Here is a 21,026-nt window from a genome sequence, read left to right on the forward strand (position 1 = left end):
TTCGGGCTCGGCACTGGGCCGCGGCGCTATTTGAATGTTTCTGGGGCCGGCGTGCGGGGCGGCGGATTCTTAGGGTTGAAGAGTCGGTCGGCCGCTTCTGGGGTCATGGGATGAGCAAGGTAGTTTCCGCGGGCGGTGTCGCAGCCCAGATCGCTGAGGGCGTGAAGTTGGTCGCGATTGTTGACATGTGCGGCCGTGACCGTCCGGGCTAGGTCGTGGAACATTTCGATGAGCCAAGCGAGCGTTGTAGCGCTGGAGGCGTAGGCCGGCCGGGCGAGGTCGAGCGCATCGGTCAGGCGCTGGTCAAGGATGACGGTGCTGACTGGGGACTCGGCGAGATGCGCCGGGCCGCCGGTGTTGTTGACGGCAATCTGGATGCCGGTGCGGGCGAGCCCGTCGAGTGTGAATGCGGTGGCGTCGCTGAGGTCGTGCAGGGCGTCCTGTGCGACAGCGAGCTGCAGCCGGCTAGGCGGAAGGGCCGTGGTGTCAAGTGCCGCGACGATTGTGGTGACGACGTTGCGGTCACGGAGCTGGGAGAGTGGACAGTCGAAGGTCAGCATCGGCGGTTCTGGAGCGGATTGCCAGGTCTTGGCTCGGGAACAGGCAGTTTGGAGCAGGTGGGTGCTGAGCGGAACGAGGAGTCCGAGCTGTTCGGCGAGGGCGAGGAATTCACCGGCGGGTACGGTGCCGAGGTCTGGATGACTCCAGCGAGGAAGCGCATGCATACCGATGATCGTGTTGTCGCGCAGGCGGATGATTGGCTGATATCCAAGAGTGAAGTCGCCGCGACTCAGGGCGAGTGGCAGTGCGTTGGTAAGCTGGTGGCGGCGCATGTCCTGTGCTTCTCGCGCCTGGTCGAACAGCGTCCATGAGGTTGTGGGGTTGTCCTGTCGAGTCCAAGCCAAGGCCAGCGCCGCCGCACGCAGCAGGTCACTGGCTGTGCTTAGGTCGATTGGGCGTTCAACGACCCCCGCTCTCGCGGTGATGGACAGTTGGTTTCCGGTGGGCCAGTACTGGTGGTGGAGCATTCGTAGAGCACTGTCGGCGGCTTTGATGGCGTCGTCCGGTCCTGCGGTGTCCTCGGCGACCAGCGCGAAAGTATCGCCGCCGAGGTGTGCAAGGTAGTAGTCGCGTTCCGTGGCGAGACCGTGCAGCCGTTGTGCGGCGAGCTGCAGGATCCGGTCCGCTGTCGCAGTGCCGTGGGTGTGGTTGATGGCGCCGAACTGTCGGATGTTGAGCAGGCAGACGCCGATTCGTGTCGACGGCTTTTCACTGATGACAACGTCGAGGTAGGCGGTGAGTGCTGCACGGTTCGGAAGGCTGGTCAGGGCATCATGCAGCAGCGCGTGCCGTACTTGGTGTTGCAGCTGCATCTGGTGCGCTCGCCAAGCTTCACGCTCGTCGCGATTGACGTCCTCAGCTGCGCGGCGGGCATGATCCCGCAGCGTGGTGGTGAATCCGAGTGCCAGCTGCTCGATGAGCGCGGCGAGCCGGGCCGTAGCAGCGGCGCTGTCAATGCGCAGCTCGGCTAGGAGCCGCAGGCGCAGGATACGCATGCTGGCTCCAAGGACCTGCGGATCGGACAGGGCATTGCGCACGAGATCGCTGCCGACCTCGAAGCCTGCTTGCGGGTGGTCGGCGGGGCTGGTCAAAGCGTTCAGCAGGTTCTGGGTCAGCGTGTGCAGGATCTGAGTTCGGCGCGCCCGTCCGCCGGGGACGAAGTTCGCCCGGCTCAGGCTACGTTCCCAGGCTGCTGCGAATGTGGTGACGCGATCGTTGTCGACGAGTGGACATGGAATCGGCAGGGCCTTCTGCGGCTTATCTGCAGGAGTCTCCGGTGGAAGGCTGCTCACGACGTGTGGTTCTCCGAGGCCCCACGGTGCGATGACGGGACTCGTTGATGGCAAGCAACGTCCGTTGCCTCGGCAGGTCGAGGCAACGTGGTCGGGTGTCGCACGGGCGTCCTCCGTTCCGCCGTGGACCGGGTGCCGACGTCGTCCGGCGGCAGACCAATTGTCAATGCACCTGACACTCGAGGACTATGAAGTCGCCCGGACGGGTGAATGCCGGTCGGGCCATCGCCGGACGTGGTGTTGACCGCCAGGCGGCAGGATGCTCCCTTCAGCGGGCTGATCTGCGCGCGACGCCACCGACAGCTGAACGCTGCTCCGGATCGTCGGCGTCGTCGGGATCCTGGTGCCAGGCACTGATCGGCACCAGACCAGGGTCTAGCATTTGCCAGCCGGCGAGCAGCTCTGCCACGTGGGCTGCGGAGCGCACATGGAATGCGGTCGGCGTACGCTCGTACAACCGCCGGACGTTTTCCTGCCCGGCAGCGTCGATAGCGGGTACCGCATGGGAGATCGCCACGTAGCTGCCGGGCGCGGTGGCGTCAGCGAACTGCTGGAGGACACCCGGCGGGTCGTCGGAGTCGTCGAGAAAGTGCAGCACTGCCACCATCAGCACCGCGACTGGTTCTGACAGGTCGAGTAGCCGATTGACCTCGGGGTTGCTCAGAATGTCCTGCGGCCGCCGCAAGTCGCCTTGCGTGGCGGCAGCGAATCGGTTGTCGTGCAAAATCCGTCGGCTATGCGCGACGGCGACCGGATCGATGTCGACGTACACCACTCGCGCGTCTGCGGCCGCGTGCTGCGCGACCTCATGCACGTTGCCGAGTGTCGGGATGCCCGAGCCGATGTCTAGGAATTGCCGCACCCCAGTACTGGCCAGCCACCGTACGACCCGGCCCAGGAATGCGCGGTTGTCATGTGCCAGTTGGGATACGCCCGGCCAGACGCGTTCCGCTTCGTCGGCGAATCGGCGGTCGACCTCGAAGTTGTGGAGTCCCCCGAGCGCGTAGTCGTAGACTCGTGCTGCGTTCGGTGTGGTGATGTCTACTCCGTCCGGGACCCAATCCGGAACCAACGTGCAACCCCTTTCCGGCGGTGTCGAGCCGATGATCGCCAGCGGGCCTCGCAGACTCGCTACAGTTGCGTCAGCTCGACGCGAGCCGTCTGGCTTCTAGCGCTCTGTTCAGTCGAGTCCGCGCAGCTTGGCGGTCCGGACAAGCACGTGGACGGTGCCGACCTCCGAACCGTTCCCGCGCAGCTGGGTTGCCCGAACCGGAAGCCACGCATCGCCGTCTCCACCACGGTCGATCTGCCCGATACGTAGCCGCAGAATCCCGGCGCCGTAGCGGTAGTCAGACTCAGCCAGCACGAGGTCCACGGCGCTGTCTTTAGCCGTCATCAGCGATGGCCCGAGTCAGCCACAGCCGTCGAACCCGACCTGGCTGCAGGCCGCAGCGGCGGAACCGATGATCTGGGCTGATAGGCAGGGCGCAATGTGCACATGCATCTACGGTAGGTACGCTGTTGCATCGTTCCAACCGTCAGTCCGGCTCGAACGCGATGCCGTACCGGCTACCGAGATGTATCAAGAGGTGCCGACCGCTGCTCCCACGACGAACGTATCCGGTCCGTAGGGCGTCGCAATCACGGCGCTCGACCGATGGCGCGGAGCGCGGTAGTTGCTCGCTCGGGCGGCCGAGCCTCCGAGCGAGCAAAGCCTGAGGCTGCGTCCGTGCAATCCGGTAGGAATATGGGCCTAGTTGATTGCCGGATAGCATGTAATCCGCACGGGCTGGTGAGCTGCGAACGTCGGCAGGTCGCACGGAATCGTGAGAGCGGCATCAGCGAGCCATCGCGAGGGGGGATCGTGTCGCATCAGCCCAGCCACGATAACCTGCCCGAGCATGCCCTGCTCGCTGCGTCGGTCCAGACCGAGCCCGACGCCAGGCCGGACGAGGCGTTGCATCGATTCGCCGCTATCGCGCGGGCTGCTATCCGGGTCCCGGCAGCCCTCGTGTCGCTCATAGACGATGGCCGCCGAGCCCTGTCGCGGGAACCGGAACCTGAGGCGGCCGCGGACGACAGCCGGGAGACGAAGTCGCTGCACTCGCTTTGCCAACACATCATCACCGCCGGACTCCCGATGATCGCCAACGACGTTCGCCCCGACCCCAGAATCGCCCGGAACCCGGCGATCACTGAACTTGGCGTCGTCGCGTACGCAGGAGAGGCACTGACCGACGCCGACGGCCAGATACTGGGAATACTGATCGTCATCGACCACGCATCCCGCAGCTGGACGGCGGCAGAGCTCGAGCTGTTGATCGGGCTTGCCGCCGCTTGCTCCGCAGCACTCCGACTACAGATCACAGCCGCGCGTACGGCAACGCTGCTCAACGAACGCAGCAAGTTCAACACCGTGCTCGCCAACACCACGCTGCTCCTGGCCGCCTGCGAAGACCTGAGCGCCGCGACCACCATTGGAGCGGTCACCGAAGCCGTCGGCCGCTTCCTGCACTCTGCCGTGGCCCCCGCGTACGTAAGCCTCGGCATCGCCTACACCGCCGGCATCCAGCGGCACATCCACGTCTCCAATGTGCAGCACCCAGAGTGGCAGAGCGCCTGGCTGCACGACGTCGAGACCGGTGGCTCACCGATGCTACGAAGCTTCCGGGACAACACAGCGCTGTACTACTCGAGCACTGCCGCGCTCGCTGCCGAGTTCCCGCACCACGCTCCGCACCTGGTCGCCGCCGGCCGCACGGCGCTGGCCTGCCTCCCGTTGCCCGGTCCCGATGGACCGATCGGCGTCATCACCTTCTGGTGGGACAACCCCCACAGCCCCGACACCGCCGAACGGATCACGCTTACCACCCTCGCCGGCTACACCGCCCTCGCCGTCCAACGCGTCCTCCAGCTCCAAGATCGCATCGACGCCGCCACCACCCTGCAGCAAGCCATGCTCACCGCCCTACCCCCGACCGAAGGGCTGCAACTGGCCGCCCGCTACCACGCCGCCCACGCCGGCGATCAGGTCGGAGGCGACTGGTATGACGCCTTCCAGACCACAACCGGCGCCACCATCATCGTCATCGGCGACGTCGCGGGCCACGACATCACCGCCGCCGCGCGAATGGGCCAGCTCCGGACCACACTGCGGGCCCTCGGCCACGACCGCGACGAAAAACCCGACCAGCTCCTCACCCGCACAGATGCCAACATCCAGCAGCTCAACCTGGATATCCTCGCTTCCGCGGTCGTCGCCCGCCTCGAACCGAACCCCCTCCAGCCCGCCACGTTCGACCTGTCCTGGTCCACGGCGGGGCATCCCCCGCCCCTGCTGCAACATGCCGACGGCAGCATCGACATCCTCACCGGCTCCGACCTGCTCCTCGGCGCCGACCACACCAGGCCTCGCTGCACCAGAATCGTCACGCTGCCGCCCGGCGCCACACTGCTGCTCTACACCGACGGCCTCGTCGAGCTGCGCGAGATCGACATGCGCCAGCGCATCAGCAGACTTCGTGACCTGCTCGCCAGCCTGCACGGCCACCCGCTGGACCGCCTACTCGACACCCTCGTAGAGTCCCTCACCAGCCACAACCACGAAGACGACGTCGCTGTCATTGCCTGCCGCAACGTATCGCGGCTCCAATAAACGCACATATCGGCCATTGAGTGGGACGGCTGAGCCGCCGGGTCGGGCGTTGTCGACTGGAGCGGCTGCTGGCATACTTCGTCGAATGCACAGGCGCTTGCGGGTGGTTGCTGGCCTGCGCGAACGGGTGCGGACGCAGCCATGGCGATCGGCGGGATTCGGGGCATCGCGCAGCTGGCGCAGAAGCGGCGGAACCGGCTCGCTAAGGACCGGCGCAACGGCCGCCATCGAGCAACGGCGGGGCCAGACCTGGCGCTCGCTGACACAATGCGAACCCGGTGATCAGCAAGAAGTCGCAGACGCCGCGGGACGTCACGCACTGGTCGACTCGGTCCCTGGCCGCCGAGGTCGACTTGTCGCAGATCGCGATTTCGCGGGCCTGTCGGGCGTTCGGGTTGCAACGCACTGGGGAAGCTCAATGGTCACGTCGCGACTTCAGGGGTCGTGTCAAATCTGCGGATACGGGCCGGAATATCGGGTAGTCGAGTCAGCTATGACGCATCCCGCAACGTGGTGGTGCCCGATCTGCGCTTCCTTCATGGAACCCGCGTGGATAAGGTCGGCTGGCCAGCTAGCCTACCACCGCTTCGGGCGTCCACCGTTTGTCGCGAGGCACGGTTTGATTCCTGTCGCGTCCGAGCCAGTGAACGGGTCGGACATCCAGGTAGCCGGCCAGTCCTCGCAGCACAGCGCGACGCCTTGATGATCAGGACATGTCATTGCCAGGCCGACTGACCGACCGAGTAACGTTGCTGCTCTGAGCGTTTGCGGCGCTCTACACCCGGACGTCTTCTTACCGACGGTTGCAGCTTCGAGCGTGTCTGCTGGTGTCAGCATGGTGTCTGCGACTGCGGCGTTGCTGTAGCGCAATTGGGCTTGCGCAACGGTTGGGCATTGCTTCGCAAAGCATGGCCCTAGGCACGGCAGGTCTTCGCCATCGTCCCAGCGCATATGGCTGGCGGTAAGCCGAACCACCCGACAATCATTCGCTCGCCCTGCTCGATCCTGTCCGAGTGGTCCTGGCTGTTTTCTGGTGGCGTTCCCTGTCCGTCGGTCCAGCAGGGTGGCACGGTGGAGGAAAGGGCACGAGCCGAACCGTCCGGAGCCGAGGAGGGATGACATGTTCCGCAAACGGGGAGGCCATCGCCGACGGCGCTTGGGTCGTGTCGATGCTACGGCCGCGCCCGGCTTCGACAGGCTAGCCGACGTACGCGTCCGGCGATGCGGCCGCCATTACCGTGCAGCAGTTCGCTGAGGCATCACTGGCGGTAATCACCGGCCGCAGTATCGGCGAATCCCGGTACTGCAAACCGGGGCTGGTCAGTATTCACGTCTTTCGTGGCCGGGAGACAGCCCTGATACGTGGTGGCCGCGCAGGTCCTGCAGAGGCAGGATGACCTTACTTCTGGCATCGCAGGCACCGCGGCCGCCGCGAATTCAGTCGACCGCCTGGTCACTCGTCGGCGAGGAGTACCTCAACGCGCACCTGCCGGCACTGTTTCGTAAGTCGCCGGCTGACTGCTGGACTGCGGGCTTGCCCGCGCCTCCTTTGAAAGGGGAGTCCTCAACATGTCTGCGAACGCATCCGGCCCGTCCGTCGCATATCGCATCAGCCCGGCCTGTGAACAGCTCACCCGTGCCGTGCTCGCCGCCGCCCACGCGCCATCCATCCTTAACACCCAGCCGTGGCGCTGGCGAATCACCCACGACAGTGCCCTGCTCTTCGCTGATCGACGCCGTCAACTCTCGCACCTCGATCCGAGTGGCCGACTGCTCACACTCAGCTGCGGCGCGGCCCTGCACCACGCCTGCATTGCACTCGCCGCCACAGGTATCGACATCGGCGTCGACATCTTCCCAGACGGGGGCGACACCGACTTGCTCGCCGTATTGCACTGCCAAGGCCCGGCCGCGCCCTCGGCCCGTGCCCAGCGGCTGCGCCGGGCTATCGTTGCCCGCCGCTCCGATCGGCGTCCCTTCAGCGCTCGCCCCGTGCCCCAGGAGCGGATCGATCGGCTGGTCCGCGCCGCCCACCACGCTGGCGCTTGCCTGCACATGGCCCGATCCCAGGACCTGGGCAATCTGGCTCTCGCCGCCGGACAGGCCGCCGATGCCGTGCTGACCGACCCGGCCTGCCGCGCCGAACTCAGCGCCTGGATGCGGGAACCCGGTATGGGCAATGACGGCGTGCCCGTCGACACCCTCGCGCCACTCGGCGGCCGCCGCGTCCCCGCCCGCGACTTCACCGCTCTTGGGTTTGGCGCCCGCGTTGACACCGGCGATCGCGAAGCCCGCTACGGCATCGTCGTCACCAACGGCGACGGACCCCACGACTGGCTCGTCGCCGGCAACGCCCTCTCTGCTGTGCTGTTGACCGCCACGACCGAGCACCTCGCCACCTCGCCGATGAGCGACCTTGTTGAGCAGGAAGTCGCCCGCCACACCTTGCGCAGGACCATCGGCGGCGTCGGTTACCCAGCCATCGGCGTCCGCATCGGGCTCCCCTCCGCCGGCCCGCCGCCACCCCGCGTCCCGCGCCGACCTGGCACCGAATTCATCGAGGTCGTTGCCGATGAGGTAGCCACAGGCGGCGATGAGCTGGTGCCACCATCTGCGCGGGCTGGCTAGCCATTACCGGAGGCTTTCCGTTTCCCGCCGCGGGACTGTCATGACAGTGAGCGGTGCCCGCCTCGCCGGTCCCGCTACCGCGGCACTTGGCTCACAGCGTGCGGGTTGTCGCGGGGGTTGGTCCGCGTGAGCGCGGCAGCCGAACGGCCGCCTTCGGCCGGCTCGTGTCCGGTCAGGGTGCGCACGGTTGGCACCGCTGTTGGTAGCAGCGTCCGTGCCTCGGTACCCGCTGGTGACAGCATGGCGACTCGAGACGGCAGGCTGGCGCTGCAGCGCACCGCTCAGACGACGATGGGTGGTGCGCTCAAAAGGGTGTGCTACTGATGCGGTGGGTCTACTGGGATTGTGACGATCAGGCGTGTGCCGTGGTTGGCCGGGCTGTTGACTTGTATCGAGCCGCCGAGGGCGGTGACGCGATCGATGAGGCCGCGGATGCCGGAGCCGGTGGTGGGGTCGGCGCCACCGATGCCGTCATCCCGGATTCGCAGGCTGAGTGAGCGGTCCTCGATGGTGGCCTCGACGCGCACGTGGGTTGCCTGTGCGTGCTTGGTGGCGTTCGTGAGTGCCTCGGCGGCGACGTAATAGGCGCTCGTTTCGACCCGTTCCGGCAGTCTGCGCGGCAGGTTGAACTTCAATTCGACCGGAAGAGGGGCTCGGCGGGCAAGTGTCTTGAGGGCAGGTCCAAGTCCGCGCTCGGTGAGGATCGCTGGATGGATGCCGTGCGACAGTTTGCGGAGTTCGTCGATGGCGCCGGCGAGTTCTGTGTGGATGGCGGCCAGATCGCCGGCAACGTCCGGTCGGCCGGGGGCGAGGTTCTCCTCGAGTCGTCGCACGTTGAGCAGGAGGGCGAGCAGGCGCTGTTGCGTGCCGTCGTGCAGGTCGCGTTCAACTCTGCGCCGGCCCTGATCGCTGGCTTCGACGATGCGGATGCTGGCATTGGCGAGGTCGGCGCGGGACTGTATGTCGGAGATGGCCAGACCGGCGAGATCGGCGAAGTCGGTGGCGCGGTCGGCGGCGGGCCGGGGCCGATCGTCGGCGCCCAGTGCCAGGAGGACACCCCATGGCTTGGCCTGCACCGCGACTGCGGCGGCCGCGATGAGGCGTGCTGATGCGGGATCGGCCGGTGCGCCGGCCTGTGGGATGGGCAGGCGAGTGCCGATCGGGACCGGCGGCTCGTGTTCGCTCCAGGCGGCGACCACAGTGCCGACACCGCCGGTCTCCGCGCACTCGGGCTCACAGCGCACCAGCATCGTAGTGTCGGCATGCAACAGGCGGCCCACTTCCTCGGTCACCGCGCTGAACACGACGTCCGGCGGTGAGGTCCGGGCGACCAGGGTGGCGACACGTCGTAGTGCGTGCTGTTCCGCAAGAAGGCGGCCGACGTCGGTGCGGTGCCGTTCGAGGGAGACTGCCATGGCGTTGAACGATCGTTGGAGCTGACCGATCTCGTGCGGGCCGTGATCCGGCATCCGGGTCGACAGGTCGCCTCCGGCGAGCTGGTCTGCTAGGCCGGCAACGGCGCGGACCGGCCGGACGATGCGGCGCTGGACGTACGCGGCGAAGGTCAACACCGCCAGGACGGATCCGGCCAAGCCCGCCGCCGCGACGCTACGGGCCCAGACAGTGTCGCCGTTGGCTGCGGCCGTCTGCCGTGCGGCGTCGGCCACCTCGACGACAACGAGCTCGGCGAATTGGGTGTGGATCGCGTCGAGGCGGGCCTGGTCGCTGAGCAGGGCGGCGGACGTGAGCGGTGGAGCATTGCTGCCAGGATCCAGAACCGGCATGGCGGTCAGGTACGTGGCGATGTCCTGGTTGAGGTCGCGAACCCGGGCCTGCTCCGCCGCCGGGTCGCCGCTGACCAGTTCGGCAAGCTGTGCCATCTGCTTGGGGATCGCCGCGCGGGCCTGCTGCCAGGAGCTGATGAACCGGGGATCGTGGGTGATGGTAAACCCGCGCTCGCTGCTGGCCAGCTCGAGCACGGAGCTCTGCAGCTGACCCGCGCCGATCAAAGCCGCCTGCGACGCGCGCGCCGAACGAACCTGCTGATCAAGTCTTGCCACCGCGTCGAGCATGGTGACGAGAACCGTGCTGACTAGCACTACGAACACCAGAGACAGTATCGCCACCTGGCGAGTGAACCCCTCGCGCAGCACGGACCGGCGCGGCGGACCGGCGGTTCGCCGCGTGCGGGGCTGCATCGCGAATCCTGTTTGCATACGGGTGACGAGGCCGACGTATGACCGTCCCGGGTCGGATTTCGGCGACCTTCCTGCTGCGTTGCCAGCGCTGGCACGTCGGACGCCTTGCCGTCCTCCATTCTTGCCACTGCTGCGGCTGCCCGCCAGTGCCGCACGTCGAGGTGCCGCGGGATTGCCGCTTGATGGTCTCGGCGGTGCGTACGTGGCGGCATCACCTGCTCGATCGGCCGGCGTGGAGAAGGGTGCTGCTGTGGCGAGGTGTGCGCCGTCCGATGCCGGCGATCGACGGTGCAGCAACTGACCATTGGCGGTGCGAGGCGGTCAGCGCTGCACAGCTGTGCGCTGCCGGCACGTCACCGTCTCGGTCCAGCGTCGCTTCCATCTTGAGACCGAGTCCACTCGTCGAGGCGAGCGCACAGCCTAAAGCGGAGTCAGGGTTCCCTTACGCTGGGCGGCAGCGCGAGCCCCGCTGGGCATGCCGAGCGGTCCGACCGAACCCTGACCTGCTGCTGTCCCCTGAGGAGTCGCGTAGCGGCCCCGCGGCCAGCGCACGACAGTGATCTCGCGACCGGGATAGAAACGGCTGCGTTGGATCGGCTCGTGGCGCGATGTAGCGCGTCCGCGACCTCAGGCTCGGACAACCAGAGGGATCGCGGACGCACATCGACTGTACGAGTGTGTGTGGCAGGCGTTGACTGGGTCGGGGTGTTCTCATGCGGTGGGAGTGAGGTCCGGGTGATGGCCCGTGGCGGCTGTCGGCGCGGCGCCGGCTGAGGACAGCGTCCTGGTCCTGCTGACCGTGAGCGGGCGCTCATGTCGAGAAAGCCGTCGAATCCGATGTCGTCGTCCCCGACTTGAACCACGGCCACCGGCAGCTGGCTGGGCTGCGGGCCGTCGGTATCACCGCGTGGTTCGGCGGCCACCTCGTGCTCGACCGCGTTTCGCTGCACATGTACGCCGGCGGGTCACCGCGCTCATCGGGCCGTCCGGGTGCGGCAAGTCGACGTTCCTGCGCATCCTGAACCGGATGCACGAGATGGTGCCGTCAGCTGCAATGGCCGGGCAGGTCCTGCTCGAGAGCGAGGACATCTACGACCCGCACCGTAAGCTCACCGAAGCGCGGCGCCAGATCGGCATGGTGTTCCAGAAGCCGAACCCGTTCCCGGCCATGTCCATCTACGACAACGTCGTCGCCGGTCTCAAACTGACCGGCCAGCGCGCCAGCCGCGGGGTCATGGACGAGATCGTGGAGGAGTGCCTGGTCCGCGCCGGCCTGTGGCGGGAGGTACGCGACCGGCTGCGCGAGCCCGGCGGCGCGCTCTCCGGTGGCCAGCAGCAGCGGCTGTGTATCGCCCGATCCCTGGCGATCCGGCTCCGGGTACTGCTGATGGACGAGCCGTGCTCGGCCCTGGACCCGACGTCGACGCGCGTGATCGAGGAGACCATCGCCGAGCTGGTCCAGGACGTCACGATCGTGATCGTCACGCACAACATGCAGCTGGCGGCCCGTGTCTCCCAGCAGGCCGTCTTCTTCCTCGCCGAGGCGAACCAGCCCGGCCGCGTCGTGGAGTACGGCCCGACACCGGCGATGTTCGGAAGCCCGCGCGACCCGCGTACCGCCGACTACGTCCGGGGCCGCTTCGGGTGATGTGTGGTCTTCCGGTCACCTCACGTCGCGCCCGTGTGTCGGCTTGGCGAAGCACGCCGAGATTGGGCCAACCTCGCGCTGCGGCGCGACGACCACGGCGGGGCTGCGCCCGCAGGGCAGCAAGCTGAACGACCTACTCGGGGTGGTGTTCGCTGCGCGAGATCTGGCATCGCCTCTGGGCTTCTCCCGGGCGACACGGCGACCGGACTTGCCGGCTCCTGCGACGCCGGGACCTGGCGCGCATTGACGCCGTGCATGGCACGGCGAAGCCGTCTGCGAGCGCCCGACCGCCGATCCCGGCGCGTTCGTCGAAGGGCGCCTGATCCCAGTCGACCGGCCGGACCTCGACCTGGGCGCGGCAGCCCGGCTGCGGTGACGCACCGGGGACCGGTCCTCTGGGTGATGCCGCGGCCAGGCGGCGCAGCACTGCCTCGATGAACGGGACCTCGCCTGGCCCAGCAGCGGGGGCGGCCAATGCCCGTCGACATGGCGAAATCGTCGATGCGGGCCAGCATGTCGATGATTGGCTTGGCCAGCCTCACCCCGCCCACAACTCCGACTCGCGGGAGGCCACGTTAACCGGGATCAAGATGCTTGGAACGCCAACTGTGCGCCTGCGGCGATCTCGACCTCCTCCGCAAACGCGTTCTCCACACGGCGTGACCAGGAGGGACCAGATCCGATCAATTAATGGGGGCCAGAACCCCGATTCAGCCACTGCTGACACACGGTCGACGCCGGCAACCCCCTTCGGGTTCTAGCTGACCGGTGGAAACAGCAATCATGACCTATCGACACGTCGTACACCTCTGTCCGGCCCTTTCAGGCGGGCAGAATGCTGGGCATGAACGACCACGATGACGTCAGCATCGATGCAGACGGCGCACCGCATGCGGGCGAACCATCCCGCGGCGCTGCGGCATCCGCGCGCTGGGCGCCGCCGCCAGCATATGTGGCCGAGACATCTCGCGCCGCGGGCCCGTCCGGACACTGGGCGCGTCCGCCTGATCCGGTCGGGGTCCTCAAACCGACGCTCGGCAACGTCGCCCTGGCGCTCGCCGTCGGGTCGGTGCTGCTGGCCCGCTGGGACTTCGGCGCACCCGGGCTGTTCGCGATTATCGTGGCGGTGGTACATCTCAGGGAAACCACACACCAGCAACCCGGCCGGCGGCGGGCGATCGCCGCGCTCTGCCTAGGTACGCTAGTGTCGTGAGTCGTTAATGCGTGTGCAGTAGCGGGCGATGGATTCGAGGATCTGGTCGGCGGTCTTGGTCCAGACATAGGGCTTTGGGTTGTTGTTCCAGGCCTCGATCCAGGCGCGGATGTCGGTGTTGAGGGCGCGGACGGTGCGGTGAGTGCCGCGTTGGAGTTTCTTGGTGGTCAGTTCCCCGAACCAGCGTTCGACGAGGTTGAGCCAGGATGCGCTGGTCGGGACGAAGTGCAGGACGAACCGCGGGTGGGCGGTCAGCCAGCGCTTGATGGTCGGGGTTTTGTGGGTGGAGGCGTTGTCCAGCACCACGTGCACGTCCAGGTCCGCCGGGACCTGCCGGTCGAGGGTCTGGAGGAACTTCTTGAACTCGATCGCGCGGTGCCGGGCATGGAGGGAGCCGATCACCTGGCCGGTGGCCAGGTCGAGGGCGGCGTAGAGGCTTGAGGTGCCGGCCCGGACGTAGTCGTGGGTGGCGCGGGCCGGGGTGCCGGGCAGCATCGGCAGGACCGGGGCGGTGCGGTCCAGTGCTTGGATCTGCGACTTCTCGTCCACGCACAACACCACGGCGCGTTCCGGCGGATCGAGGTACAGCCCGACGACATCACGGACCTTGTCGATGAACAGCGGGTCCTTCGACAGTTTCCACGCGTCCTGCCGGTGCGGCTGCAATCCGAACGCCCGCCAGATCCGTGAGATCGCGGTCTGCGACAGACCGACCTCAGCAGCCAACGAGCGGGTCGACCAGTGCGTGGCGTCCTTCGGTGTCGTCTCGAGGGTTGTGGTGATCACCCGCTCTACATCAGCGTCGGCGATCGTGCGGGGCCGGCCGGGCCGCGGCTCGTCCAGCAGGCCGTCGAGCCGATCACCGGCGAACCGGTTCCGCCACTTCGTCACCGTGCTACGCGAAACGCCGAGTTCCTCGGCGATCTGCCCGTTCGCGGCCCCGCCGGCAGCCGCGCAGGCAAGGACCACCCGCGACCGCAACGCCAGGGCCTGCGCACTCGAGGGACGACGCGACCACGCTAGCAACTGCTCTCGCTCGTCATCAGTAAGCACGATCGGTACTGCTGTCGGCAACGGCATAACACACCTGTACCCACTGACGACGATTTAACGACTCAGGACACTAGCGCTCCTGCCGTCAGCGCTGCTCAGCCTCGACTTCTACGTCAACGGCCCGCTGTCGCGCTGACCACCCGCATCGAGCCCGATGTCGGCGTCGTGAGCTCCACGTCGCTGATGACCGGCCGTTGCAGCTCGGGCGGCAGGGCAGCTTGCAGGCAGCAACGGTACCTGGCCGTGACCCGGTCGACCGTGTCGGAGAGGTGCTTCACCAGATGCCGGCGATCGGCGATCTACCGGGCTTGCGGCGCGGCGCGCGGTGCCGAATCGGCCGAGGCACCACCTCGGTCACGGCAGATGATCTTGTACCTCGGGGTGCTGCTGCGGCCAGGCGGCGAACGCCTCGGCGGTGCGGTCGGGCACTGCCGCGACCGGACGGCGGTGGCGATGCTGATCGGCCCAGTGCTGTAGCGGCGCCTGCGGCCCAGGGCGAAACCGTCTACGCCTAGCACGACTGGAGTTACTGAGGTAATCACGGGCGCGCTGCGAGGAGTCATATCAGCGTCATCCGGCCGACCCGCACCACCAGGCGCTGGCCGGCCCGTCCACCCCACGCCGTGGCGAACGCCGGTAAGTGCTGCTGCACCAGGATGCACAACGCCGCGGCGGATCGTGACGCCATCAACCTGCTCGGACAAGATCTTCCGCGCGTACGTGTGGGTGTCGCAGAAGAACCGGGCCATCTTGAGGTGTAGCAGCATCTCACTGCCTCCGACCGCGGCGTCAAGCAACCGCCGCTGGGACGGTTATGGACCCGCCTCGACGCGGCACCGCATGAGGAACACGGCGCCGCCTTGGCTGCCGCCTCGGCATACACACGCGCACCGACGCGCCGGTCGGCCGAACATCCAGCACGCGAAAGCAGCCAGATGCGGGAACACGATCGGGACAAGATCAAGATTCGGCACGGCCAACGTTCAGCAAACAACGACGTTCGATCAGCAAACCTCTGCCAGGGCCATTGCCAGACGTCCGTTGCCACGGATCGGGCCTGGCCGACCTGGCCGGCGCGTACCCGGACCGGCGCTCCGGCTGCCAGCAGCGGGTCGCGATCGTGCGGGCGCTGATGAACGTGCCGCGGCTGCTCGACGAGGTCACCTCGGCCCTCGGTCCCGGAGTTGGTGGGGGATGTGCGCGCCCAGATCCGAGAGCCGTGCGCGGACAGGATGACGATGCCGCCGGCGACCCACGAGATGGGCCTCCCGCCGGGCTGCCGACCCGGTGTGCTTCTCGACGACGGTGTCCTGGTCGAGCTGGGCCCGCCGGAGCGGGTTTCGGACGCGCTGCGGGAGCCGGGCACCCGGCGGCTCCGCATCGTCGAGTCCGGCGGTTGCCGGGACCGGCTCAGCGGAAGTAGTGGCCTTGGCGCAGGTCCTCGATCAGCCGCGGGCCGGCTGGTTGCCAGCCGAGCAGCTCGCGGGTGAGCTGCGCCGAGGCGGGCCCGTCGGTGGCCCAGAATCCGGCCAGCCAGCCGAGGTGCGCGCCGGCCTCCTCGGCGGTGACGGAGCGGACGGGTAGGTCCAGGCCTACGGCGATCGCAGTGGCGACGTCGCGGATCGGCACGCCTTCGTCCCCGACGGCGTGCAGGACTGAGCCGGCGGGCGCTGCCTCGAGGGCGAGGCGGAACAGCCGGGCAGCATCGTTGCGGTGGACGGCCGGCCAGCGGTTGGTGCCGTCGCCGACGTACACCGCGGCACCGGTGTCGCGGGCCCGGCCGACGGCGGTCGCGACGAAGCCGTTGTCGCCGTCGCCGTGGGTGGCCGGTGGGAGACGGACGACCGAGGAGCGGACGGACTGCTCGGCGAGGGCGAGGACGTAATGGGCGTTGGCGATCCGGCCGTTGCCGCCGCTGATCGGGCCCTCGCCGGCGTCCGGTGAGCCGTCGCGCTCGGTGGCGACGGTGCCGGGCGGCAGGCCGAGAACGCCGAGGATGCCAGAGGCGATGACAAGCGGGCGGTCGCTGCCGGCCAGGGTTTCGCCGAGCGCGGTGATCGCGGCGCGGTCGGTGTCGGTGGCGCCGAGATAGTCTCCGGCGAACGCGATGTCGTGGCGGAACGCCAGGTGGATCACGCCGTCGGCGTCGGCCGCCGCGGCGCGTAGGGTCTCGAGGTCGTCGAGCGTGCCCGGCACCGGCTTCGCACCCATGCCCTGCACCGCGCGGGCGGCGGCGTCCGTGCGGGCCAGGCCGGCGACGGTGTGGCCGGCGGCGATGAGGTCGGGCACGAGTCCGTGGCCGACCCAGCCCGACGCTCCGGTGACGAAGATGTGCATGGGATGACCTCCACCGAGTTCATAGAACGGTCGTACAGGAAATTATGCTAGTACAATCGTTCTAGAAATAACAAGTGAGGAGAATCGCGATGGCGCGGCGGGTCAACCATCAGCGACGGGCCGATCTGCTCGACGCAGTGGTCCGGTACGCGGTCGAGCACGGCTTCGCCCAGCTGTCTTGGCGCCCCGTGGCGGGCGACCTTGGGGTGTCCACCACGACGCTCGTGCATCACTTCGGCACGAAGGAGCAGATGGTTGAGGCAGTCCTCGGCCGGCTGCGCGAGCGGGCCTTCGCCGCGGCTACCGAGGCGGTGGGGGAGCAGCCCACCCTGGCCGCGGCGGCGCGGGCGGCTTGGATCCGGACCGCCGATCCGGCCCAGGCGGCGGAGTTCCGGCTGTTCTTCGCCGTGTACGGGCGGGCGCTGCAGTCGCCGGAGCGGTTCGCGGGCTTCCTGGACCGGGTCGTGGCCGACTGGAAAGACTCCCTGATCCGCGCGCAGGGCCCGCACGCCGACCCGGCGGCCGCGGCCCGGACCGCCACGCTGGTGATCGCGACGATCCGTGGCCTGCTGCTGGACCTGCTCGCCACCAACGAGCGCGATCGGGTCCAGGACGCCGCCGAGCACTTCCTGGCGACCCTTGAGACGGGCTGAACGTTCTGATCAGGCTTCCCAATCGAGCTGGTGCTCGGGCAAGGAGACAATGCGGCCGTTGGCGATGACGGCGGCGCGGGTTTCGGTGTCCATGGGGTGCATCGCGGAAGATCTAGCCGATGACGCGATCGGGTCGTCGCGGACATCGGCCTACCAGCCGCCGTCGGGGTGCAGCGTGCGGGCCAGCGCCGCGGCCACCGCGTCGGCGGCGAAGTCGATGACGGTCCAGACCTTAGCTGCCTTGCCGCTGCGCCGCCGGTGATGTCAAGCCAGTAGACGCACCGATGCAGGTGCCCGGCGGCTCGACCCTGACGTGCACGTCAAGCCTTACGGCGCCGACGGTCTGCGACCCGGAAATCGTGCAGGTTAGTGACCCCACGATCGCCGCGGATTGGGCGCATGGAATTGAGTGAGCAGGGGTAGCCCGGTGCGGCCGAGCGGGCGGTCACCACGGCAAACTGGCCGAGTTTGGTGGTTGCTGCGTCGCCGAACGCTGTTGGGTTTGCCAGCCACGCCGCGCCCAATCTGGCGCTGTCATGAGTACGGCGGTCACCTCGAACAGTTGCGGCTCGTGGCGGTGTGGTCCATATCGGACGAACCCGGTGACGAGGTACCACATTCCCGAGCGGACCCGTTGGCTGGGAAACCAACTGTCCTGGTTCTGCGTAGCGCCATCCCAGCGGATCCACGCCTTCGTGCCTGTGCGGGCATGCTGGTGGATGCTGACGACCTTGCCGAGCCGGGCGTCCGGATACCGCTGCCGCATTGTGAGGATCTGATTCCATTGCGCAGCGCCGCCCGCTACCTGGCCTGGGCTCCGACGGAACCAGAAGTACAACACCAGGCCGACAGGTACCCAGAACGCAGCGAAACAACAAACGTACGAGAGGAGGTCCTCGATCTTCATCGATCGCTACCCTGCCACACGATTCGCGGCAGCGCTGTCCCTGTGACTTGACCGGCCGGGGCGGCTCCGTCCGTGACGGCCGGACCTGACGCACTGCCGAGACGCTGCTGCTGACCGTCTATCGTGGCACGCGGCCGGCGTAGATCCGGGGCCGGCCGTGGCGGAACTCCGCGGAACTGCTGGCCGCGCCGCAGCCACAGCGGCACCACCGTCAGGTCCCTGAGCCCGAGCAGAGCTGCCGGTAAGCTCACGCCAACGACGCCAGAGAACCTGTTGCATCAAGCGCAACAATGTTGCATCGAGATTCATCCGCAGGTGGGATAGTTGACCGACTCCGAGCAGATCTAGAACATGACCCGGTCAGAGGCCTCGCGATCGCCGTTTACGTGTTGCATCTGATCCAATAATTCCCGTTTACGCCGGTACGAATCGGACTCCGGGCAGAGCTGACATGCCAAGATCAGCGGAGCACCTCGCTTCTCCGGATCGCGTCGGCCGCAGTATCGCTCCCCGCAGCATGTGCCCGCCGGACGCGGCCGCTCCTCCGACATGCGCGGCCGCCGCAATCGAGGTTCGCGCCCGGTCTGGCAGGGTGCCGGCCACATCGCTCGGCCGGGCGATGCGACCGCCCTCCTGGCCGTTGACGGCCGTCGTGTGTGATGCCGCGTCGACCCGATCGGCGACGTCGGGCGCCCTCGTGCTCGTCAAGCGCGGCGCCGAGATCGCACCGGCTGCAGCAGTGGACCCGCGGCATGCCCGCGCGGTACCGCACGAGCTCGCGCCGGTGCTCGGCGCGGGCTTGCGGCGGGGCAGCGTGGTTGCGGTGGCCGGGTCCGGATCGCTGCTGCTGAGCCTGATCGGGGCCGCACAGGCGGCGGGAGCCTGGGCCGCGATCGTCGAAACAGACACTTCGGCGCGACAGCGGCAGTCGAGCATGCCATTGAAATCGAACGATTGACCCTCGTGCCGGAGCATGGTGCTGACTGGGCGACGGTCGCCGCGGCGCTGATCGACGGCCTGGACCTCGTGGTCCTGCATCTGTCCGCGGCAGTCCCGGCCGGGTTGGCGGAACGGCTGCGGACCCGGGGCCCGGGCGAGCGGGTGCGTGCTGATCGTGGCCGGCCCAGCCCGCGGCGAGCAGGTCTGGCCCGGACCGGACCTGCTCCTGGAAACCATCGGCCGAACGTGCCGCGGCCTGGGCGACGGCCAGGACCGGCTACGCGACCCCTGGGCGGCGCACCTGATCGCCGACGCCGAGTGGGCATCCCGCCAGTCCCGGACCGCCTAACGCGCCGCGGTGCGAGGGCAGGCACGGGCAGCGGATCACTGAGACGCGGCGATGAGCACCACCCGGTCGGCGGGATACACACTCACCAGGCCGGCGCTGTCGGTCACCGTGAGCAGCGGGATCTGCGGCCGACAGCCGTGTTCGGCGGCCTCGGGCCGCAGTGGCATCCGCGCCCCGACCGCCGCCCCCGCCGGTAGCGGCACCGGCGCCCGTTCGACCTGCGCCGCGACTTGCGCCGCGAACCCGCGCCGCTTGATCACCAGCCCTTCCCCGCGCAGGACCTCCAGGGCCGCCCGGACCGTGTCACGGCCACACTCGTACTCGACGTATAGCTGCTGCTCGGACGGCAGCGCCGAACCCGGCGGATACCGGCCGGACACGATCGCGTCGCGGATGCTGGCCGCGACGACCAGGTACCGCACCACTCCCAACCCACGGGCATCCATGCCCCGATATTAGGGCCGTGTGGCCCTAATATGGAAGATGAGTGGCGGTCCATGCTGGCGCCTGGGCGGAGGGCGGCAGGGGCTCGCCGATGTCGACGAGCGCGCCGGGCGGGACGCCGTCACGCAGCAGGGCCAGGCCGTGCCGATGGTGCCCGAGCAGCGCGGGAGGTCGCATGCGACGGCGGAAGGCGGCGGTGAACGGCACCCCGATGTAGACCGCGGCCTCGCCGGTCGGCCATGCCGGGTCCAGGACCTCGCCGTCGGCGGTGATGCACCAGGCGTGCCGGACACCGATCGGCAGCCCGGCCGGCAGCGCCACCCCCTGGGCGTAGGCGTGACCGGCCTGGGCCGACAACTCGCTGGCGTCCGCGAGGCACCGGCCCGGCTGGCCGCGCTGGTCGGCTGGGTCGAGCGCGCCGCGTGCAGACCGGTGGAAGGCGCGGGCGTGGTGCAGGATCAAGCTTTCGAATGACCGATGCCGCCAGGTGCGGGCTTCGTCGGGGCCTTGCTGCTCAGCCAGCCGGGCCACGACGACCAGCGGCGTCAGTAGTCGATTGAGCTGGTCGCCGGCGAACCCCTCGGGCATCACACCGGCCGACAGTACGGTACCGGACGCCCGTCGGGGGACGGTTCGCGTGCAGCGACGTGGAGGACGACGCACCCGGGCCGCGGCCGATGCAACCCGGCGGGAAAGGGTCGTACCCCGGTTGTAGGGTGACCCGCGTTCCCGCGATGGCTGCAGCCGGGCGGCCAGGCCCGGCATCCGCCGCTGCCGGGTGTCGTTGTTGGCGAAGGATGTTGCTGGTGCAGACCGACTTTCCACTGACGGTGGTGGGTGATCCGGGCCGGCCCGCCGAGTTCGTGGCGCTGGCCCACGGATGCATCACGGAACTTGCGACTGCGTTGCAGGTGCCGGGTATCGCGATCATCGTCCGGGTGGTCGACGACTTCGTCGCGGTGGTCCTCGACGCCGCCGCCCGTGGCGAGCTGCCGAACTCCGGCAGCTACCACCCGCAGCGGGTCGCCGGTACGGCCGCGGCCAAGAACGTGGTCATGGCCGTCGACTACTCCGCGGTCGAGATCTGTTCGACGCGGGGCTGCTGACCGACCCGGAGGTCACACCCGGGCACCTGTTGTGGCTGACCCT

The 21,026-nt window shown here is 68.3% G+C and carries 18 protein-coding genes; 8 read left to right on the top strand and 10 right to left on the bottom strand.

The window, feature by feature from the left end:
* Positions 1-26 precede the first annotated feature (26 nt).
* The 3 genes from ACQP00_RS20435 to ACQP00_RS20445 form a co-directional block, all read right to left on the bottom strand.
* Positions 27-1,853: an EAL domain-containing protein gene (locus ACQP00_RS20435; protein WP_433221362.1), complete on the bottom strand. Its 1,827-nt coding sequence runs from the start codon at positions 1,851-1,853 to the stop codon at positions 27-29.
* A gap of 268 nt (positions 1,854-2,121) precedes the next feature.
* Positions 2,122-2,925, bottom strand: a complete 804-nt coding sequence (locus ACQP00_RS20440) for an SAM-dependent methyltransferase (protein WP_433221364.1) — start codon at positions 2,923-2,925, stop codon at positions 2,122-2,124.
* A 108-nt stretch (positions 2,926-3,033) separates the two neighbouring features.
* A complete protein-coding gene (locus ACQP00_RS20445; protein WP_433221366.1) occupies positions 3,034-3,228 on the bottom strand; it encodes a hypothetical protein in 195 nt (64 codons plus the stop codon).
* A 489-nt stretch (positions 3,229-3,717) separates the two neighbouring features.
* On the opposite strand from ACQP00_RS20445, the gene ACQP00_RS20450 reads away from it, so the two are divergent.
* Positions 3,718-5,508, top strand: a complete 1,791-nt coding sequence (locus ACQP00_RS20450) for a GAF domain-containing SpoIIE family protein phosphatase (protein WP_433221368.1) — start codon at positions 3,718-3,720, stop codon at positions 5,506-5,508.
* A 1,569-nt stretch (positions 5,509-7,077) separates the two neighbouring features.
* Complete coding sequence (locus ACQP00_RS20455) at positions 7,078-8,136, top strand: Acg family FMN-binding oxidoreductase (RefSeq protein WP_433221370.1); 1,059 nt, start codon at positions 7,078-7,080, stop codon at positions 8,134-8,136.
* 317 nt (positions 8,137-8,453) lie between these two features.
* Here the strand turns inward: ACQP00_RS20455 and ACQP00_RS20460 are convergent, their stop codons facing one another.
* Positions 8,454-10,334, bottom strand: a complete 1,881-nt coding sequence (locus ACQP00_RS20460) for a HAMP domain-containing protein (RefSeq protein ID WP_433221372.1) — start codon at positions 10,332-10,334, stop codon at positions 8,454-8,456.
* Positions 10,335-11,241: 907 nt separating this feature from the next.
* Between ACQP00_RS20460 and ACQP00_RS20465 the strand changes: the two genes are divergently transcribed.
* Both ACQP00_RS20465 and ACQP00_RS20470 read left to right on the top strand, forming a co-directional pair.
* Positions 11,242-11,982: a phosphate ABC transporter ATP-binding protein gene (locus tag ACQP00_RS20465; RefSeq protein ID WP_433221374.1), complete on the top strand. Its 741-nt coding sequence runs from the start codon at positions 11,242-11,244 to the stop codon at positions 11,980-11,982.
* A gap of 844 nt (positions 11,983-12,826) precedes the next feature.
* The gene (locus tag ACQP00_RS20470; protein WP_433221376.1) at positions 12,827-13,195 is read left to right on the top strand and encodes a hypothetical protein; all 369 of its coding nucleotides are present in this window, start codon (positions 12,827-12,829) and stop codon (positions 13,193-13,195) included.
* On the opposite strand, the gene ACQP00_RS20475 is transcribed toward ACQP00_RS20470, so the two are convergent.
* From ACQP00_RS20475 to ACQP00_RS20485, 3 genes are all read right to left on the bottom strand, one after another.
* Positions 13,184-14,275, bottom strand: coding sequence for an IS630 family transposase (locus ACQP00_RS20475; RefSeq protein WP_433207943.1), 1,092 nt, complete (start codon positions 14,273-14,275; stop codon positions 13,184-13,186). The genes ACQP00_RS20470 and ACQP00_RS20475 overlap by 12 nt on opposite strands.
* A gap of 532 nt (positions 14,276-14,807) precedes the next feature.
* Positions 14,808-14,936: a hypothetical protein gene (locus tag ACQP00_RS20480; protein ID WP_433221378.1), complete on the bottom strand. Its 129-nt coding sequence runs from the start codon at positions 14,934-14,936 to the stop codon at positions 14,808-14,810.
* Between the two features lie 722 nt (positions 14,937-15,658).
* A complete protein-coding gene (locus ACQP00_RS20485) occupies positions 15,659-16,585 on the bottom strand; it encodes an SDR family oxidoreductase (protein WP_433221380.1) in 927 nt (308 codons plus the stop codon).
* A gap of 74 nt (positions 16,586-16,659) precedes the next feature.
* Between ACQP00_RS20485 and ACQP00_RS20490 the strand changes: the two genes are divergently transcribed.
* Positions 16,660-17,238 carry a TetR family transcriptional regulator gene (locus ACQP00_RS20490; protein WP_433221382.1) on the top strand — a complete coding sequence of 193 codons (579 nt, stop codon included), beginning with the start codon at positions 16,660-16,662 and terminating at the stop codon, positions 17,236-17,238.
* Positions 17,239-17,683: 445 nt separating this feature from the next.
* Here the strand turns inward: ACQP00_RS20490 and ACQP00_RS20495 are convergent, their stop codons facing one another.
* A complete protein-coding gene (locus ACQP00_RS20495) occupies positions 17,684-18,145 on the bottom strand; it encodes a hypothetical protein (RefSeq protein WP_433221384.1) in 462 nt (153 codons plus the stop codon).
* A 640-nt stretch (positions 18,146-18,785) separates the two neighbouring features.
* On the opposite strand from ACQP00_RS20495, the gene ACQP00_RS20500 reads away from it, so the two are divergent.
* Positions 18,786-19,103 carry a hypothetical protein gene (locus tag ACQP00_RS20500; RefSeq protein WP_433221386.1) on the top strand — a complete coding sequence of 106 codons (318 nt, stop codon included), beginning with the start codon at positions 18,786-18,788 and terminating at the stop codon, positions 19,101-19,103.
* A gap of 147 nt (positions 19,104-19,250) precedes the next feature.
* Positions 19,251-19,433: a hypothetical protein gene (locus ACQP00_RS20505; protein ID WP_433221388.1), complete on the top strand. Its 183-nt coding sequence runs from the start codon at positions 19,251-19,253 to the stop codon at positions 19,431-19,433.
* A 35-nt stretch (positions 19,434-19,468) separates the two neighbouring features.
* Here ACQP00_RS20505 and ACQP00_RS20510 read toward each other — a convergent pair whose 3' ends face one another.
* Complete coding sequence (locus tag ACQP00_RS20510) at positions 19,469-19,879, bottom strand: winged helix-turn-helix domain-containing protein (RefSeq protein WP_433221390.1); 411 nt, start codon at positions 19,877-19,879, stop codon at positions 19,469-19,471.
* Between the two features lie 25 nt (positions 19,880-19,904).
* A complete protein-coding gene (locus ACQP00_RS20515) occupies positions 19,905-20,468 on the bottom strand; it encodes a hypothetical protein (protein WP_433221392.1) in 564 nt (187 codons plus the stop codon).
* 215 nt (positions 20,469-20,683) lie between these two features.
* On the opposite strand from ACQP00_RS20515, the gene ACQP00_RS20520 reads away from it, so the two are divergent.
* Positions 20,684-20,983: a hypothetical protein gene (locus ACQP00_RS20520; RefSeq protein WP_433221394.1), complete on the top strand. Its 300-nt coding sequence runs from the start codon at positions 20,684-20,686 to the stop codon at positions 20,981-20,983.
* Positions 20,984-21,026: the final 43 nt, after the last annotated feature.

The sequence above is a fragment of the Dactylosporangium sp. CS-047395 genome, from assembly GCF_050942185.1.
Taxonomy (GTDB): Bacteria; Actinomycetota; Actinomycetes; order Mycobacteriales; family Micromonosporaceae; genus Dactylosporangium.